This is a genomic window from Pseudobutyrivibrio xylanivorans, from assembly GCF_008935055.1.
GTDB lineage: Bacteria > Bacillota > Clostridia > Lachnospirales > Lachnospiraceae > Pseudobutyrivibrio > Pseudobutyrivibrio xylanivorans_A.
The window spans coordinates 20,055-38,104 of record NZ_CP043028.1; the positions used below are offsets into that span (position 1 = coordinate 20,055).

Annotated in this window: 18 protein-coding genes; 1 reads left to right on the forward strand and 17 read right to left on the reverse strand. The window is 33.1% G+C overall.

The genetic code is table 11. The annotated features are described in order from the left end of the window. Nucleotides 1–350 precede the first annotated feature (350 nt). From FXF36_RS00110 to FXF36_RS00125, 4 genes are all read right to left on the reverse strand, one after another. The gene (locus FXF36_RS00110; protein ID WP_151621931.1) at nt 351–758 is read right to left on the reverse strand and encodes an Imm70 family immunity protein; all 408 of its coding nucleotides are present in this window, start codon (nt 756–758) and stop codon (nt 351–353) included. Between the two features lie 12 nt (nt 759–770). Continuing rightward, nucleotides 771–1,970: a hypothetical protein gene (locus tag FXF36_RS00115; protein ID WP_151621932.1), complete on the reverse strand. Its 1,200-nt coding sequence runs from the start codon at nt 1,968–1,970 to the stop codon at nt 771–773. Continuing rightward, on the reverse strand, nt 1,970–3,934 hold the full coding sequence (locus tag FXF36_RS00120) for a hypothetical protein (RefSeq protein ID WP_151621933.1): 1,965 nt from the start codon (nt 3,932–3,934) through the stop codon (nt 1,970–1,972). Before FXF36_RS00120 ends, FXF36_RS00115 begins: the two co-directional genes overlap by 1 nt. 447 nt (nt 3,935–4,381) lie before the next feature. Next, entirely contained in the window at nt 4,382–5,041 is a 660-nt protein-coding gene (locus FXF36_RS00125) for a site-specific integrase (RefSeq protein WP_151621934.1), read from the reverse strand. Between the two features lie 619 nt (nt 5,042–5,660). On the opposite strand from FXF36_RS00125, the gene FXF36_RS16175 reads away from it, so the two are divergent. After that, nucleotides 5,661–5,822 (forward strand): hypothetical protein, encoded by a 162-nt coding sequence (locus FXF36_RS16175; protein WP_167511238.1) that lies wholly within the window; start codon nt 5,661–5,663, stop codon nt 5,820–5,822. 70 nt (nt 5,823–5,892) lie between these two features. On the opposite strand, the gene FXF36_RS00130 is transcribed toward FXF36_RS16175, so the two are convergent. From FXF36_RS00130 to FXF36_RS00190, 13 genes are all read right to left on the reverse strand, one after another. Beyond that, entirely contained in the window at nt 5,893–6,864 is a 972-nt protein-coding gene (locus FXF36_RS00130) for a hypothetical protein (RefSeq protein WP_151621935.1), read from the reverse strand. Then, nucleotides 6,848–7,852 (reverse strand): hypothetical protein, encoded by a 1,005-nt coding sequence (locus tag FXF36_RS00135; RefSeq protein WP_151621936.1) that lies wholly within the window; start codon nt 7,850–7,852, stop codon nt 6,848–6,850. The genes FXF36_RS00130 and FXF36_RS00135 overlap by 17 nt, the downstream gene beginning before the upstream one ends. 1,082 nt (nt 7,853–8,934) lie before the next feature. After that, nucleotides 8,935–9,699: an HNH endonuclease gene (locus tag FXF36_RS00140; RefSeq protein ID WP_243143541.1), complete on the reverse strand. Its 765-nt coding sequence runs from the start codon at nt 9,697–9,699 to the stop codon at nt 8,935–8,937. Further along, nucleotides 9,699–10,448, reverse strand: a complete 750-nt coding sequence (locus FXF36_RS00145) for an HNH endonuclease signature motif containing protein (RefSeq protein ID WP_243143542.1) — start codon at nt 10,446–10,448, stop codon at nt 9,699–9,701. Before FXF36_RS00145 ends, FXF36_RS00140 begins: the two co-directional genes overlap by 1 nt. 45 nt (nt 10,449–10,493) lie before the next feature. Next, nucleotides 10,494–10,754, reverse strand: coding sequence for a DUF2442 domain-containing protein (locus FXF36_RS00150; protein WP_167511239.1), 261 nt, complete (start codon nt 10,752–10,754; stop codon nt 10,494–10,496). Continuing rightward, nucleotides 10,747–11,316, reverse strand: coding sequence for a hypothetical protein (locus FXF36_RS00155; RefSeq protein ID WP_151621938.1), 570 nt, complete (start codon nt 11,314–11,316; stop codon nt 10,747–10,749). Before FXF36_RS00155 ends, FXF36_RS00150 begins: the two co-directional genes overlap by 8 nt. Before the next feature lie 33 nt (nt 11,317–11,349). Beyond that, on the reverse strand, nt 11,350–11,640 hold the full coding sequence (locus FXF36_RS00160; protein WP_151621939.1) for a hypothetical protein: 291 nt from the start codon (nt 11,638–11,640) through the stop codon (nt 11,350–11,352). Nucleotides 11,641–11,698: 58 nt separating this feature from the next. After that, nucleotides 11,699–12,562 carry a Uma2 family endonuclease gene (locus FXF36_RS00165; protein ID WP_151621940.1) on the reverse strand — a complete coding sequence of 288 codons (864 nt, stop codon included), beginning with the start codon at nt 12,560–12,562 and terminating at the stop codon, nt 11,699–11,701. Then, a complete protein-coding gene (locus FXF36_RS00170) occupies nt 12,563–13,090 on the reverse strand; it encodes a hypothetical protein (protein ID WP_151621941.1) in 528 nt (175 codons plus the stop codon). Nucleotides 13,091–13,193: 103 nt separating this feature from the next. Continuing rightward, nucleotides 13,194–14,513, reverse strand: coding sequence for a hypothetical protein (locus tag FXF36_RS00175; RefSeq protein WP_151621942.1), 1,320 nt, complete (start codon nt 14,511–14,513; stop codon nt 13,194–13,196). Nucleotides 14,514–14,637: 124 nt separating this feature from the next. After that, a complete protein-coding gene (locus FXF36_RS00180) occupies nt 14,638–15,375 on the reverse strand; it encodes a ParA family protein (protein WP_151621943.1) in 738 nt (245 codons plus the stop codon). A 127-nt stretch (nt 15,376–15,502) separates the two neighbouring features. Beyond that, entirely contained in the window at nt 15,503–16,063 is a 561-nt protein-coding gene (locus FXF36_RS00185) for a site-specific integrase (protein WP_167511240.1), read from the reverse strand. 190 nt (nt 16,064–16,253) lie between these two features. Further along, complete coding sequence (locus tag FXF36_RS00190) at nt 16,254–17,696, reverse strand: replication initiation protein (RefSeq protein WP_151621945.1); 1,443 nt, start codon at nt 17,694–17,696, stop codon at nt 16,254–16,256. Nucleotides 17,697–18,050: the final 354 nt, after the last annotated feature.

Sequence of the window (18,050 nt, forward strand, 5' to 3'; positions counted from 1 at the left end):
TTTATGTTCATTATTGACTTGTAAAAAAAATAGCCATTCATAGCCGTTCATTTTAAAGTTATATCTCCATACAAAAATGATATGTTTTTGTATGTTCATCTTGTAAGTATAATTTACCACGCTAAAAACATTTTGTCAATAGTATTTTTGATATATTTTTTTATGTTCATTATTCGGGGGGGGGGGGTAAAATGAGACTTACATTATTTAATGTTTCCTATAACCATAAAATCCTCGGTATAACTCCGCGACTATAACCGTAAGAAAAAAACAACCTCCATCCATTCATCATGGGATAGAGGTTGTTTGTATGATATCAAGTTATCTGCCTAGGACTCCTGGATGGGAATTCATTCCGACATATCTACTGCTTTCTTCATAATATCTGCGTAGGTAAGAATTGATACTAATTCAAATAGTAAATCCTTTCCATCAGCAGTTGTGTATAAATTTGCACACGATGTAGTTACATAGCTTAGATTTCCATCCCACGGAGCTTTTACTTTAGGATTATCACAATCATATACAGCCTTTTCTGGTTTAATCTTTGAAAATTCATCTCTTAGCAGATTAATTTGTCGTGCAGTCTCTATTGCATTATTAGGTTCACATTTCCCTGTTTGAAGAAAATCCATTGCTAGAGGAATTTTTCTTTTCATTCCACCTAATCGAACCTGTGCAGTCGAATAAACAGAATGTAAAATCCAGCTTCCACCTACATCTACGTATCTTTTTCTATCCTCTGTAAATAATTCCATGAAAAACCTCCACTAAAGAATTTCAATTGGTATATTAGGATAAACACTATCTAATCTAAGATGTATATTTCTAGTAACTGTTTCAATTATCTCAGTAGTATACTCTCTATTTCTTGTATCAAGAATAATTCGTTGAGTTGAATCAGCTGGAAGATTTTGTACACGAGCTGTTATTTGTCTTTCCAGTTCACTGTACAAAGTTTGTCTACTTTTGGCACTTGCCAAATTGTAGTTTTTTACCTCTATAGCTTCTATAGTACCATTCGGATTCTGTACAACCACATCTGGCCTTGTTGCACCTGGTGTGTTAAATGGAACTTCTTTTCCACCTATATAAGAAACCTGTTCTCTTCCGCCCTTAATCTTTAAAACATATTCTTCAGACTCTCTTGGTGTTGGGATTGTTTTAGGCGACAGATTAGCAGCTGCCAAATCTATTGTTGCAGAAACACCACCTAATACAACTCCGGAAATAGCACCCCACTTAAAACCTTCGCTAGCAGCCAAAGCACTTGCTTTTACAGTAGATTCTAAATCCTTAGTTTCATATCCTGTAACTGCAGCCGATACTGCACCGCTAATCACAGCTCCCGAAATAGCAAATTCTGTTCCAGTAGATGCAGCTGTTGCAAAAATCATACTAACTGCTGGCGCACCTAGCCCCGCTGATACAACGGTAACAGTAACACATACAAGAATTACGCCTCCACCTATAGCTACATTTCTAATAATCTGGTCATAAGTATCATCATAATCCTCAAATTTTGCTACTACTGTTTTTCCTTCATCATTTGTTGTAAAAACGTACTGTTCATCATCAAATTGCTTTTCGACTTCTTCCAAAGAATACCCAAAGAAAATATTAGATTTGGAATTATATTCTAATTCTTCCAAGTACTCTTTAGAAACATAAACAGCTGAAACATTTTCAATAATATAGTCTTCGGAATCAAGCGTTGACTCTAGATCAGAATAAACTGTATCCTCCACATACTGAATTAATTCTTCATCTTGCATTGATGTATTGGATAAATCAATATCGCCTAATTCATCATCTTCTGTAGTGGCACTTTCGTCCTGTGCTACACTTTCTTCTACTTTTGTTTGTGTATCTTCACTACTCTCTGTCGTGTTACTAACTGATGCGCTTTGACCACAGCCACAAAGAGTTAAAGCCAATGATAAAGTTATTGCAATTATCTTTTTTACCATTACTTCTCCTCCTCTTCGCTTACATCAACATTTCCTCGTTCCTCGTTTCTAGTTCCTTCATTTGTTTCATTTATATTTTGAACTAGCTTCTTTTTCCTATTCTTTAAGACCCAGAAGCCTCCAACAACTATTACTACAGCGATACCAATATATCCTATAGGCGATGATTCCTGTTTTGTGGAATTAACGCTTGACCCACTACTTCCATCACTTTTATCTGGCTCACTTTTTTCTGTTACATTTTTGGCTATCTCAGTACTGCTAGAATTATCTACTACCTCAGTTGTATCGTTTGCATCTTCTATATTCTCATCTTCAGTTACCGCCTCGCCAGACTTCGATACAAGACTACCATCATCTTTTAGTTTATATCCCTGGGCTAGTAGATTATTTACATCATTAACAGAAAGATTATTCTTCGATAACGCTTTTATAATTGGAGAATCTCCAACATAAATTGTCTTATCTGTTTTACGGTTACTATCATAATCATGCTCTACACTAATAATATAAATACCTTCATCTTTATATTCTGAGCCATCTTTTGCTGGCTTATTTCCTTTAGTGTCCTCAGAATAAGATGTGCCATTGAAATTAATTGCTTTATGTTCAACTGAAACTGTTAAATACTTCGAATTTGCATAGTCTAATCTGAACCCTTCCATAGAGATAGAATGATCTACAAGTTGATTATTTGTCGCCAAATCAAATGGGAATATGTTACAATTGCCATTTCTAATCTTGAATTCAAAAAATAGCGAATAACTTGAGATGTCATCAAGTATCCCCGATGAATCCTTTATTTCATAATCTAATGCAACTACATAGTCGCCTTCTTCAAACAATTTAACTTTTGTATCAGCGCCAGTACGAACATTGGCTTCAAGATAATTGGTGAAAACAACTGGGTCTTTTGCTTTCCCCTCAGCATCAGTTTGTTGGATAATTAAAGTTCCTTTTCTAAATGCTGTATGTTTTATATCAAACTGGTCATCCCAACCATCTTTGACATCATTGATGGATAAGTCCTCATTACCATTCAACTTATTTATATCTTTAATTCCTGAATCCAATGTGAACCATAATGTTACTTGATCACCAACATTTTTTAAAAACATCGGCACATCGTCTTCATCTTTAATAGCATCGGTGTATCCATTTATAGTAAAATCTCCAAGATTCCAGCCTCTATGAGGATCATCATCAGGAATATCAACTATCACACTATAACCTGAATCATTTTCTACTTTAAATCGATATTCTTTATCTTGGAATATAGTACGTGGCGTTGTGTCTACAGATTCAACATTACCTAAATCCTTATCAATCAAATAAAATTTATAGACTTCTGCCCATCTTGTTACATTGTAATCTGATGTATCAAACACCAAAAAACTATTCTTCTCAACTAATGTTTTTGTTTTATACGCTACTAAAACTCTATAAAAACATCCATTTGCTTGTTGCACATAATTTGACTCATATACTTTCTCTTCAAATTCGCTCTCTTCGCCCAATACATCTGTAAGCTGTTTATCTATAAACCAGTTTTCTCCATCTAATGATGTTTGAACAATAATAGCACCTTTCTTTACTTTTTCATCAAGTGTAGCCGTAGAGACCTTTTTTGTATTGTCCTCTGAGATTTTATCTGTAGCAGTATCAATGTTGTACTTAATTTCTACAATGCCACTATTTACTTCAAAGGCTTGAACTTTGTTTACATCATTTATCTTTTTGATATCGCCATCAAGTGATAATATACCAAATTTAGTCTTACCATTTATAGCTTTATTTGACTGGGCATTTTTCAGCACATAGTCAGTATCCTCATCAAACTGATACTCTACACCATCAATATTAAGAGACTCAGCAAATACAGGTGTTGGCTTAATAAAATAAGCAAGCGAAAAAATAGAGATTAATAAAGAAAATGTGATATTAACAATCAATCTTTGTTTCATAAACCCGCCCCTCTCTGCAAATGGTTACTTTTATATCCTGAATATAAAATATCATGTTATAAGTACGAAAAATCGTACAGCATAATACCTTTTTATAACTTTTTATAACAGCAATGCAACCTATACTTTTAATAGCTCTACATATAGCATTTATTTACAGATAGAGTTAGTGTACCAAAGAATATTGTTAATCCTGTGTCGTCATAACACCATCATCAAGCGTAAAAATCCTCGGTATAACTCCAGGACTATAACCGTAATTCAACCGAGTATCGTATAATTTTCGGTCTTATCCATAAAAAACAACCTCATTGATAGAGGTTGTTCCTGCGATTTGATATGTATTTAAATAAAATTTACTTTAATCCATACATTTTCTTTTTACGAATAAGTTCACTCATGGATTCTGCTTCATCAACAAGCTTATAAGTCCAATTATTCTCCGTCTTAATATAGTTTCTTTACATAATTTCTGGCATCAGAATATGACTTTATAACAAGCTTTTCACCTTTATCATCTAAAAAGAAAAGTCCTGATTTCTCATCTCTAATACAATAATGATATTCATTTGGCTTGTTACCATATTTTTCTTTGATGAGGCTATATTTTCCATCCACTGTGGTTTTTACTTTTGCGGTACCTGTAAACTTTACTTCTGATGAGTTCTTGATTACTCTGCCCTTCTTTCTTTTTGATTCAGGCTTAGTAATCAAATTGCGAGAAAGAATTCCTTCTAATATAAGATACTCACAGTAATTATATAAGGCATTGATGCGACGGCTCCGCTCCGCCTCACTTACTGTTCGTTGCTTTGCACCTTCAAATTTGGGCTGAAATGGAATTGATAAATACTCTTCAATCATTTCATCTGAAACAGAATTTAGATCATCTTCCACCAGCTCATCCCTTGATTTTGCTAGTGATTCTGCAATCACATCATAAAAACGTCTAATTTGGCACACCTCAATATAGATACCACCAATGGATTTTCCCTTAGTATTTTCCGCATAATAACAATATCCCTGCACAGATGCAGGAAGTGTTTTTGCTATATCTGTTGTGCTGCGACTCTTAGCAGCTTCGCTTTCAGATAGATACCTCATCATTTTCAAAGCCCCTTTGAACTACATTCTCATGGCTTTAATATATCATCTTACTAATTATAAAAAAAGCCATCACAGAGGTTGATGTGATAGCTTAATTCCTTCAGTATCTCTACTGAATTATTATGGGTACTTTTTATATCGGCTATTAGAGAACCTTTTAATAGTTACCATATAAAAACTGTGCTTGGGGAAGGTTCGGGAACCGGGCGAACAATGCAATCTTTCCTCTGCTCGCATTGTGGGGAGTCCTTCGGGGGGTTCCTGATATAATCGGGGCGGAGCATATTATCATCCCGTAAAGCGGAGCCCCGATGCAAGTTCGCACGGAAACAATCATTCCTTACAATAAACTATAAATCTAATAATATTATATTAAGAAAACAAATATTTCTCAACGCAAAAAGACCACAAACGTGATGTCTGTGGTCTTCATGTGTTTTGTTTTTCCGTTGTTATATTTACGCATGGAGGTACAAAAGTAAAGAAAAAGCAAGATTTTCATGTTATAATATTGTTGTCAAGAAGGATTTTTGCAAAGAAATACTGAGAATCTTCAAGATTCTCTTTTACTTGAAACACAGGAGAAAGGAACTCGGCCTTTATGGAAGAAATATTAATTATGGATAGTAAAAAAGGAAAGAATATTTCTATTCCAAAGAATCTTACATCTATTTTAGATAAAGGCCTTGATGATGTTGATAATGGTAGAGAATTACCTGCAGATAAAGCTTTCGACTTAATAGCCGATTTGGTTGAAAGAAGACATCGTGCAAGAACGTAATGTATTATGACTCCCTTGGGAAAAGTATAATTGGAAAAGATATTTTAGAACTCGTCTTCTATAAATATCGTTATAATTCTATTTCTTCATCCTTACTCTTATGTTTGTTCCTTTGAATTTCCTGCTCAAGCATCTTAATTTGCTTTTGCTGTTCAATTATTAATTGATTAAGCTGGACGACCGTATTTTGAAATTCTCTTTCTTTTTCTATTCTCTCTGCTTCAGCTCTCGTTTCAATTTCTCTTTTTTGAGAATCTTGCTCTGTTATTTTATTTTCAAGTTCTTGCACTTTAACCTGATACTCTCTTATAATCTCAAGATTTTCTTTAAGCTTCTGCTCCTTAAACTGATGAATATCCATATCTTCTCTTTCAGGATTGAGTTCTCTTTCAGTTTTTCGTTCAATAGTAAAACCTCTTGCTTCTACAATCTCTGTCCATTTTTCTCGCATCATCGTATCAAAAGCTACGGTTCTATTGTTTCTACGTCCTTGAGGTAGGTGCTCATCTACTCTGCTAATGCCCAGTTTTTCAAGAGCATTTTCTTTTGAAATCGCTAAGTCACCATTTTCATTAATATAATCCCAACATTTCCTTATATGAGCATGCGGACTTTTCTCATCAACATGAATGGCCCAGTCTAAAACATGGCAATTAGAGTTATATTTCTCCAGCTGTTTCAAATACTCCATCACACAATCTTTAAAGATTTCTGGATTTATATTGTCCGTCATTGTTCCTATTTGAAGAATGGTTTCTTCCGGAGGATGCTTTATATAATATTTCTCTATCGTCATGCAACGTTCTTTGTGACGTGCTTTTATGTAGGTTTCATTAATATGTTTTATTCGCTCACCATATTGTTCTTTGTAATACTTGAGTTCAACATCCTTGAATTTTAAACCTTCATCCTCATAGATGTTTCCATAGATATTGTTGATAGATTTAGAGATATCTATATGGTCTGCTTTTTGTATATCAAAATTTCTATCATTATGATTTGCTAAGCAGCCGGCACGTTTATTTCTACAAGTTACTTTCATCTATAATTAAGTCCTTTCTTTCTAAATCTTCTAAAAATGATTTGCCTTGGTCCAAAGCATATTCAATAAATTTTATTGACTGTTCTCCTCGTTCATCTCCTAGCAAATCAAAAAATTTTAATGCTGCCTTAATACGTTGCCCTTGTAGTAAATCAGAACGGAGTACCCTAAAATCTTGATATTCATCTATAATCTGCATTACCTTACCAGCTCTAGCTAAATATACTCTCTGTCTCACTTCCTGCTCTTTCAAAACATCATACTTAATTTTAAGATTTTTATATGATTGGTTAAGCCTGCTATACTTTTTTTCTTCATCTTCATCCCTTTGTTTTTTTATCCTTTCAACAAAAGGCGTTATTCTCATATAATATTGCGTTGTAGTTTCACCCTCCATTGGAAATGGCAACTTCTTTAATTGAGAATAATCTGATGTTAAAACAGCTTCTCTATCCTTGTTGTATAAAAAGTCGTAGAATACTTCTTTGGGTGCTGTATCAAGGTAAAAAGTATTCCTCATTATCTTTTCATAATTCCTTAATATACTCTTGAACCAACCTCGTTTAGCACATGAATACTTAGTCAGGAAAAGCTTTCCATCTGCACGCGTCTTTGAAAAAACAATCGTATATGTTCCTTTTTGCTTTTTGCTATCAAAATCACAAAACAATATTTTAGTTTTATCAGCGCACGCTTCTTCCGTAGATGAATCTTTCAACTCAGCAATATTAATATCCAAATAATCTCTACAAAAAAGTAATGCCACTTTCTTCCAGCGGTTTTCATCAATAACATCACTTTCACCAATACATAACTTAAATTGGATTCCAATAGCTATAACGCCGTTTTTTCGAAGCTGATGCGTTGAATAATATGATTGCTTTAGCAAATAATCCTTACATGTGAAGTAAGCAAAACTACCCTGATTGACCTCCGTAATAATCTCCTTAAAGTCCGCTTCTGTCTTTAAGGAAGAAATCTTAAACATCGAATATCCCATTATTATTTATCCTTTCTTGTTATTTCAAATTATCCAAACATAGATAATTTGATCTTGAATGTTCTATTCGTGTCTAATATGGATGTAGGATAAGAAAATCGCTCTTAAAACGATGTTTCAGATACTTTTTAAAAGAAATTTATAGTGAAATTTAATGTTTTTGAATTAAAGAACTGCTAATTGAAGATAATATTTTAAACGTAATAATATCTATATTGGATAATTTGATTCCTTAGAACATATTCTTTACATGCCTGAAACCCTCGGAAAATCAAGATTCTTTGATATTTGCTTCACCCAGCGTTTCTCAAATTTGCGTCAATTGTCTACGGAGTATATGTATTAGCGCATATGTACTTGTTTTGAATGCCTTTTATGGATTTATAAATATGAAATTCTAATAGATATAAATTTTTTTATGAGGGGATTTAGATTTTGACAATCTAAGAAATTCTTGAGTTTACAACTTATTTTACATTCCCTTTTAAAATAAAGTCTACAGCTGTATATATTGTTCAATCCAGGGTTTTCCCCATTTTTTCCTATGTTTTTCAAAAAAATCACTTCAAACAATAGGCCTTTACTTATAGCTTTAAAAAAAGAAGAAGAAAACCTGGAAAAGAGCAGGAAAAGATGCGTTTAGCAACTTCCCTGCCACGCGCAAGCCTTCATCCTAGTCGGTGAATAGGGCGACGCTAACCATTAATTTGAGGTCACTAAAACATAAGGATTTTTGCCCACAAACACTATAAAAAAATGCTGATTTTAGCCCACTAAAAATAGGTACTTTCCTTTATTTTCGCTGTTTTTTCCATTTTTTTCTTATCAAATTTAGCCCAGCAAAATATCGAATTTTTGCCCAGTAACATCATTTTGCATCAATTTCAGCCCACAAAAAGGCTTATTTTACATTAAAAATGCCCACAAAAACATAGGCATTTTAGCCCAGCAAAAATTAAAAAATGTTTAATTTACGCTGTTTATCGCATTTTAAAAGTGCTTAAAATAAGCCCACGAAAGACTTTATTTTATAACGTTTTTTGGCCAGAAAGATTAAAAAAAATAGGACACTATGATACTTCTATTTCCTTAAAATAGGTTCCTGTTTTCGTCCATTTAGGTTTTCTATCTAGTACTACTTGACTGCTAATTACAGAGTCAGAGATTCCTGTTGCAACACATGCATGACCTATATTTATGTACCTAGCTATTTCTTCATCTGTATGAATATCAAACTGTCCTATAACAGTATGAATTCTCTTAGAAGCATTATATTTTACAAAATATACATTCTTTCTTATGGGATTATCCGGATTCTCTAGCTGATACGTTATTCCCTTCTTAGTCATTCCTACTTCTCGCGCAGCTATAGAAATCGAGCCATAAGATCCAATAAATTGATTATATAAAGTATCATAACAATCAACTGGAATCGATTGTTCATCATTAAAACCTTTTCTATTAACAGCCAGCCCGTCATCAAAAGCTTGTTTTGTGTTTTCTGACACTGTTCCCCACTTTAAATTATCCACATTATTATTAGCTTTATTATTATCTTTATGGAGAACAACTGGATAGTTTTCAGGATTTGGGATAAACGTGTTTGCTACTAATCTATTCACTCTGCAGCTGACTCTACTACCATTAACTTTATTTATCCCGCAATACAAATATCCATTACTCAAACTTTGCTTCTTAATAAAGAATTCTCCACTATGATGATTGTTTCTTTTTTCAAGTCCGTAGATATTTCCTCTCGGATCGATATAATCAAATGAATCTTTTATCTGAACTGCATCTTTTGGTAATTCATCAATATAAATACTTTTTCCCACTATGTTTCTCCTACGTAATTTTCTTCATAAACTCTTTTAAGCGAAAATCTATGAGCAATTTTATATCCCCCATTGTAATCAGCACATAATGATCGTGGGGGATATCTTCTTCCTGTTAATCTATAAACATCATCTGCTATTTCTTTCACTGTATTTCTTTTTATTGTTATACCCTCACCTTCTAAGATGAGTATCCCCTTATTTTGTGTTCTAGTTTCGACTCTCTTTGCCACATGCTTTCGCCCTTGTTTCTCAGGAATTACTCTAATATCTCCATATTGAAGATATTTATGTAATGATGAAACACTCACAATTTTAAACTTTTCCTTTGCATATCGAATAGCGGCAGAAATAGATTCAAAGTCCCCAATATATTCATCTCCTTTATATAACCTAGATGCATTTTTGTTTCTCACAGGAGACATAGTCTTATAACTTTCAGCAAGATTGTGTTTTCGGTCACACCATTCTAAATTTTCTACATTATTATTTTGAGGATTACCATCAATATGATTGACTTCACCATAATCATTTGGATTAGGAATAAAAGCTAAGGCTACTAGTCTATGAATCAAAAATTTCTTATGATTACCGGATTGAGAACATAATGTAATAGCATAATAACGTTGCTTTGAATCAAGAGTTGGCTTTAACTGTTTCTTTTTTCCTGATTTATAACTAAAAATTTGTCCCCTAGTATCAATTTCGTAAGCAGGATATCCTGATACTATTTTACTGCAATAATCCACCTAACATACCCTCCCATTTTTACACCTAGCTATATATGATATAACCTACTTGTCACAATTTATCTCATTTGTTGCTATTGACTCCTCATAAACCATATATGGATCTAAATTGACTGCATCTTCCCAAGAGATTATTCCCATCTCATCAACGTACACCCCCTGAAAATATGTCTCATCAGATAAGTCCTTATAAAGACTGGATTTCTCAATCAGCTTTGAACAATCAAATCTCTTCTTTTCTCCTGTATCAAACTCAATTAGTAACATATTGTTAGCCATTGCTGTTACATTTAAAGCTCTATGCATTCTTTTCTTTCTCCATTTCATCTTCTGTAACAGGGCATTTATGCATATTAAGAATTCCTCTTGTAATCAAGAAAGTGGAACTATCATACATAATCTCATCATCAAACTTGTCAATCATACCATAGAGGGTAACAAACAGTAGCTGAGCAATCTCGGGTCTAGCTACAAACATTAGGTAGGCGCCCCCTACACGAACGGTCTCTGCTGCCTCTGCTACAAGCGCCTTAATGTTTGGAGTCTGTATGGATTCCATTAATAAGGTTGACTTGATTGCACTAGGCTCACCATTAACCTGGCTTAGAAGCTGGTTTAAATCTTCTTTTGTATATGTACTATTTGCCAACGATTTCAGCTCTTCCATTAATGCAATAGCTAAGTCTATAACCTTATTCTTTTCTCCTTCCGTAACAAATGCTTCAAATTCTTCATTTCTGTATGGCAAGCGATAACAGCGACAACAGTCTTCTGTCTCTTCTTCATTACGTTCATACTCACGCAATAACATATTGATTATTTCTATTAATTCTTTTTTTCCATCCTCACTTAAAAAAGCATATTTCATCTGTGAATTCTCCTAATAATTTACGTTCCCCTGTTATTCCAAATGCTTCAACTTGGCTTGATCCCTTGAAAGGATATGATAAGCCATTCCTTTCTTATCTGGAAAGAACTCTCTCTGTAACTCATCCTTATTATTTAGCAATTCGTTGAATGATATCACGAAACGTCCATTGTGCATGGTTTCACTTTCAAACTCGCACATAGCTCTTTCGACATATCTATTGAAATCTTGGTATGAAAGACCAGTCGTTATTTGCGAGTACTCTTCATCCTTATTTTCATCCACCATGTAAGAAACCCCATATCTATCTAAGACTCTCAACATATGCTTAAGATATTTATTGTCTATGTTTCTTGTTTCCATCCACCCAGCTCATCTTTGATTAAATCATCGTTTTTCTTGTTTTTATCAATATCTCAGCGAAAATTAGGTCTGCACACTCCTCAGGTTGATTGAATTCATATTCTTTGTATTCTTCTATATAATTATTGTTAGTATCAAAAAGAGATAACCTATTATTTACATAATCAATTATCCAAACCTCTGTCCCCATCTTTTTATATGATGGAATCTTCTTTAATGTGTATTCCTTTTGTAATCTGCTTTTCACTACCTCTACAACAAAAGAAGGTGCTGACGCAATACGTTCACAATATTCTTTAAACCCTTTCTGAACAACAGTAATAGCAGGAATAAAAAAATTCTCTGCAGGATTTTCCTCTAAAATATCATAACAACACAATCCAACGTGACTAAACACCTCATATTCAAGTTTTGCTTCTTCTATCATATTGATTAATGATGAATAAATACCCCCAATAAATATATTACTTGTTGGGGTTTCTGGCTTTGGCCATACTACCAGCTCTCCATCTATCACCTCAGGGTATTCATCTTCGTTTGATTCTTCCAACGCATAAGCAATTGGATTATTAATTTTCAACAGGTCTTGTTCCTTGTTTATAACAATAAAAGAACCATCATTAATCTCTTCTAGTCTAGCAACAATTTTCCAAAGAGTGGCCGAAAGCTTCGGCTTCATTTCTTCATATTTTTCTTTATTGAATAGATTATTCTCGCCATAGAGAGACGAATATAACTCCGTTGCCTCTTCACTCCACTTTTGAATAAAAAAGTCATTATTTACAGTAGCGATTCCTGTATTCTCGAGACAAACACCATTACTATCTTTTACCAATAATGGATACCGGTTATTATCCAATTTTATTTCTATTTCTTTTTTCATTTATTCACCAGCTTTATCAGATACTTCTATTCCAAGTGCCTCACTGGCAAAATCAAGATAAATACCCTCTATATAGTATTTTTCTTTTACTTCTTCTGGAATTTCGTTGTTGTAACCAAAATATATTTGCTCTCTCTTCTTCTGTACATTGATAAAAAAGTGGTCATCTGCAGTTGTAATATTCAAAAAATCTCCTAATAATTGTTTCATCATTTTGTCTCCTTTTCCTCCCGTCCTTTTGCTGATATTATCTAACTCAAGAATGTTAATATTTCTAGCCTCTTTTGAAGGATAAACTCCTACATACTGACCACGCCTAATTGCAACGCTAATATCATTATTTACCTTGCATTTTGGGCATTCCTGAACAAAATCAAAGAAGTAATTCTTATTTCCTTTATCAACATAGTCCCCTATATAATAATTATTTAAGCTCCGATCATATTCTTTTGTCTGTTCTTCAAACCTAAATACTTCACCGCAGTTCTGACATTTAAAGTCTCCCCAAAAAGTGTCAAACAATCCCATTTGCGTATTCACCTCCTCAAGATATTATTTTCTTTCTACTAATAGGATATAAGTATATTTACCCTATGTCATTCAACGTATAGTTGAATATTCTTCGCAGTTTCTACTCATCAACTGCCATTACTGGTAAATGTTCTTTCTGAAATAAATACTTTATTCGCTCTATAATAAGAGAAATCATAGACATATTCTTTATGCGATTGTTTTCGTGTGATAGTTTTAATGAATGTTCTCTCTCGATGTTTAAGAAATCTTCTAGCTCTCTTTCTTTTTCTTTTAAGCGTTCATTTTCTTGTTTTAATTCAGTATAATCCTTTAGTATGTCCCCTATCTGTTTATATATTGGCATAGGAAGCTTCAAGCACATTTGAGTACGTCCCAGCTGATCTGCTTTTTTGTTTTCTGTTCTTGGTACAAACTGTACTGTTACTGATTCAAACATCTGAGCAAGTTTTTCATTCTTTGTCCCAATATGCCAGCTTTTCATTGCACCCAAATTATCAGTAAATATTTTTACATTTCCTTTAAAATTATATTCAAACGCCAATAATATCATCGTTGCACCAATAGCATTTTTTGCAATACTGTCTGTCCGATACCGTTCTTGTGTATACTCAACATCTATGGCAAGAGTATTTTCTTCTGTTATTTCCGATTCATTAGCAAGATTCCCTCTGCAGACAATATAACTAAAACTCGAAAACCTTCCTCCATAACCTGCTAAATCCCAACTCACATTATGGATTGATTCATCAATAAATATCGTTCTGTATGAATCCTCTTTTTTTGTCCTTTCCGCTCTATCATTGACACATTTACAAGGGTCAAGATTAAGGTTTTTTATCATTTTCATCGGAGCAATGATTAATTGCTTTCCCTTGCAATAAGGACAATCCTTTATGTGATACTTCTTACCAGTTTCCGTAATATAAAGCTCATTTTGTATATTTCCAACAGCAGTGCTTGTTGAATCGTAAAGAAGCTCTTTTACGACTTGTACTATATTACATGTCAAAATCTTTTTGTAAGAGTTGGTTCCAGCAAGAAGATCCTCTAAATCTATTCTGTTACCACTAGGTTCTTGTATTCTAAATTTTTGTAGTATAATAGCTTCTTGCTTTGCTATAGCATGAACAAGTCTATCTATCCTCCTAGCCAAATTGGGTTTAATTAAGTCCGGATGTCGCTTCTTTATGGCGTTATACAACATAAAGTCATTCTTTGATTTACACATATATTTATTCAGTTCTGACTGTAATAAATTGGCGTCCTCTAGATAATATATTTCCGAATCGATTCTCCCTCTTAAGGATTGAATATACTCAGTATCCGATTTGAGCTTTCCTTTGGCCTTTGTAGCCTTTACAGAATTGCCCAGCTTTAATAATAGTTCATATATTATATCTTCATCTGACCTAGTCATTGATATACACCTCTATCAGCTAATTACATCTTAATCTCTTTTGAATACGATAATTTCTTCCAGTGTGCATTCAAATAACTGAGACAGTAACTATTTTAGAAGGTCCTTATTCTCCCTTAATAATCTATCCTGCAAGATATTCATCAACAAAATTCTCAAAATCCTGACGAATTCCCACATATCTTTCATACTCACATATGAATTTTTTTTCATATATGGAATACGGCATTAAATATGACTCTCTAAGAGTCGTAGAAAATATTCTATTGATCTTATCTGGATTCAATTTTTCATATACTCTTTTATACAAAAGATTTACGTCATTATGTCTCTCATCTATTCTATTTAGCAAAATACCTCTAATAGCAAATTTTTCATTAAACTGCTTCATCTCCAACATCTCATCTATATAATCATGAATACAACTCTCATGAAGATAATTAGTAACTGGAATAATAAGCTCATCGGCTACTGTAGCAAATAAACGATTCTTTACTAAGTTTCCAGCTGGTAAATCTATTACGCCATAATCGTAAAATAGGTTTATAGTTTCAAATTGCTTCTGCAACAATAAAATTACTTTGGCTGTATCTATTCCGTCCACTCTGCAATTTGAACTCCCCCTTACATAGTCAAAATATTCTCCTCGTTGAATGGTTTCTACAATTGTTTTTTTCTCATATATTACATCCTTAATTGTTGATTTGTTATCATCATCAATATAACAATCTAACGAGGCCAGTCCATCTCCATCAATCATCAATGTTCGAAAGCCTTTTTTATTTAGCAAAGCCGCAAAATTATGAGCAATAACCGATTTGCCCTGTCCTCCAAGTATATTACCTATCAGCACAACTCTCATAGTATTTTCTCCTATAATTTAACTTTCAATGATACCTTTAGATACCCCGTGATACCTAGCGATACCTAAATACTACAATAGTTATTTTTTCTATTTCTGTCAATAAAAAAAAGTAGCACCTTAAGTACTACTTTTTATATCTTTCACCTGTTTCTTTTATAATGTTGCATGCGTCTTTTAAAATTTTTAAATCATCATTCTCAAATATAGATTCATTTTCATTCACGATTTTATTAATCGAATCATTAAGCATTATAATTTCATTAATTGCATCATTAAAATCATTATTTACATTAACATTCACTATATCCTCAGATCTGCATATGTTTCTATACTTTCTTAATGAAAAATCATCAATATTTAACTCTTTTTTTGCCCTAGAAATGAATAATGAGAAGTTTTTTTGTGAAACTCTCTTTCCGTTATTATTAAGGAAAATATAATCATCGTCTTTTTTTCCTTCTGCCAGCTTAGTGAGACAGCGTACTACTAATTTATGATGCTCTTCTGGTAATCGAAACTCATATTCAGGAATAAATATAATAGTCTCAGGAGTGAAATAAACTCTCTTCCCACTAGTAACTTCTATATCTTTTAATTTAATGTCTAAAATTGTATTTAATTCCGCATAAGAATAATCATACAAAGTGAGTATGACAAAATAATCAAGCCTTCCTCTTTGTATCATATATTCCTTTATCTTATCAATTTTGTCGTGCCATATAGAGTAATCAATGTTCGAGATGCTCATATTGTCCTCTCTCTATTATCTTTACTTTTGCCTTAGTCTATCATAATTATCTCTAAAACTCTATTAGCTACCCTCATTTACACTAAAAAGAAATGACCTACCAGATTGAACTCTGATAGGTCAAAGTTTATTTGCTAAATAAGGCTTTTTCTAATTCATCCATATCTACATCTCTTTGGCTGAAGTTATGAAATGAGTTCTTTGCTTTCTTTCCATCATTAGCAGAAACTTTTGGTGTTGCTCCCTGTTCAATCATTCTACAAACATATCCAAGTTTATCTTCTACTGGAGCAAGTTCAGTATTATCGATTCTCTGCTTAAATGTTAAAAGAATCTGAGAAACAAAAATAGCATCTCTATTATTTCTACTAGCACAAGCTGAAATACGATTAATCTCATCACTTGAAAAGCTTAAATCATATGCATTGATAAACAATGCAATCTTTTCTGTTAATGGATTGTCCTGAGCATCTTCCTTTTGTGGTAGAGCTTTTGTTTCAACAGCATCGATATAGTTCTTTTCTTTGACAATAAATCTATAGCCTACAAGCTTGCTACCCTTAAGCTGCTCCTGGTATTCAAAAGTGAAATCACATTCATCGACTTCATTAATACTTTCATATGCAGGTCTAAGTACTCGTCTTTCAATATCCGACTTGTAATACTTATCCGGAATAGAAAACTGATGTTTAAATTCTTCAAGCTCTAAATCAAACACACCAGGCGTTGCATTTGGATATTCCTTATATCTCTTTTTATTTTCCAGGAACCAATACAAAGCTATTGTATACTTACCTCGTAATTGAGTTGTTACCTCAAGTGATCCATAAGCTCCGTGTACCAACTGAGAACAAAGCGCTAAATCCTTGAAAAAGTCAGATGGCTTAAATTCGATATAAGAAAGCTCATCATTTTTCTTTTTATGATAGCGAAGAATATCAAACCATGGAACAATTATGTCGTCCTCTCCATCAGGTCCTAGTTCTTCAAATTTCAAATGTCGTTCCTTAAGCTTTTCTGTTCCTTTTCTAAATACATTATAAAGTGTTTTATCATTCTGGAATCTTGAAAACTGAACGAAGTTTGATGGTTCAATTCTGTAAGCAACATTTTCCGGAAAAGAAGACATAGTTCCAAGAATAGCATCAAATACTACATTCTCTTCTGCTGTAAACTCCATTTTACAATGCATAATCAAAGCATCTGTTCTATAAGCAATTCCTACACCACCCTTTTTTAAAGGATGTTTGTTATCCTGTAGAGCTAGAAGCTTTAATAATGCTGCGTGGGAATTAGTTGAAAATGTTTCAACGAGGTTATCTACAGATATTGCCGCTTTTATATATTCTCGAATCTGTGTCTCATCTTCACTTAAAACTGGATTGCCATCAACATCTACGACATCGTATCTTTGCTCATCAAGATCTACGACATTACCCATGTTAGTGGCTACAGTCTGATGCTCCATTCCTCCCAAATTATTGGTAAGAGGATACTCATCAATAAACTGTCCAGTGGTTGGATCTACAGTTCGATAATTACCATATTCATCTTGCTTTTTAATAGCCATTATTATTCTCCCACCTCGACATTTAAATCTTCTGTCAAAAATTATAGATTAACTGTCACACCTTTTCAATACATTTCTTGACAACTTGATTCGCTTGTCGACTCGATTTTGTCATATATTTGTCGAGTTTTTATTCCTTTTTTACTCTGTAAAATCCTTTAAATATATGCTTTTATTTGAAGTCATCATTTTGTCGAGTTAGTTTCATTTATAGTCATCATTATGTCGAGTCGACAAGTCACCATCTTGTCAAGTTTAGTCATTATTTTGTCGAAAATTAGGCTTTTTGAACTTAATTTATGCCAGTTTTTATCTTATAAACTACGGAATTATAGTATTTATTAATCCAATAAA

Coding starts and splice junctions, on each gene's coding strand:
- FXF36_RS00125 (WP_151621934.1), bottom strand. CDS start 5,041: ATGATGAGGTATCTATCTGAAAGCGAAGCTGCTAAGAGTCGCAGCACA.
- FXF36_RS00165 (WP_151621940.1), bottom strand. CDS start 12,562: ATGAAAAAAGAAATAGAAATAAAATTGGATAATAACCGGTATCCATTA.
- FXF36_RS00155 (WP_151621938.1), bottom strand. CDS start 11,316: ATGAAATATGCTTTTTTAAGTGAGGATGGAAAAAAAGAATTAATAGAA.
- FXF36_RS00150 (WP_167511239.1), bottom strand. CDS start 10,754: ATGCATAGAGCTTTAAATGTAACAGCAATGGCTAACAATATGTTACTA.
- FXF36_RS16175 (WP_167511238.1), top strand. CDS start 5,661: ATGGATAGTAAAAAAGGAAAGAATATTTCTATTCCAAAGAATCTTACA.
- FXF36_RS00175 (WP_151621942.1), bottom strand. CDS start 14,513: ATGACTAGGTCAGATGAAGATATAATATATGAACTATTATTAAAGCTG.
- FXF36_RS00120 (WP_151621933.1), bottom strand. CDS start 3,934: ATGAAACAAAGATTGATTGTTAATATCACATTTTCTTTATTAATCTCT.
- FXF36_RS00160 (WP_151621939.1), bottom strand. CDS start 11,640: ATGTTGAGAGTCTTAGATAGATATGGGGTTTCTTACATGGTGGATGAA.
- FXF36_RS00135 (WP_151621936.1), bottom strand. CDS start 7,852: ATGTTTAAGATTTCTTCCTTAAAGACAGAAGCGGACTTTAAGGAGATT.
- FXF36_RS00180 (WP_151621943.1), bottom strand. CDS start 15,375: ATGAGAGTTGTGCTGATAGGTAATATACTTGGAGGACAGGGCAAATCG.
- FXF36_RS00190 (WP_151621945.1), bottom strand. CDS start 17,696: ATGGCTATTAAAAAGCAAGATGAATATGGTAATTATCGAACTGTAGAT.
- FXF36_RS00130 (WP_151621935.1), bottom strand. CDS start 6,864: ATGAAAGTAACTTGTAGAAATAAACGTGCCGGCTGCTTAGCAAATCAT.
- FXF36_RS00115 (WP_151621932.1), bottom strand. CDS start 1,970: ATGGTAAAAAAGATAATTGCAATAACTTTATCATTGGCTTTAACTCTT.
- FXF36_RS00170 (WP_151621941.1), bottom strand. CDS start 13,090: ATGGGATTGTTTGACACTTTTTGGGGAGACTTTAAATGTCAGAACTGC.
- FXF36_RS00185 (WP_167511240.1), bottom strand. CDS start 16,063: ATGATACAAAGAGGAAGGCTTGATTATTTTGTCATACTCACTTTGTAT.
- FXF36_RS00110 (WP_151621931.1), bottom strand. CDS start 758: ATGGAATTATTTACAGAGGATAGAAAAAGATACGTAGATGTAGGTGGA.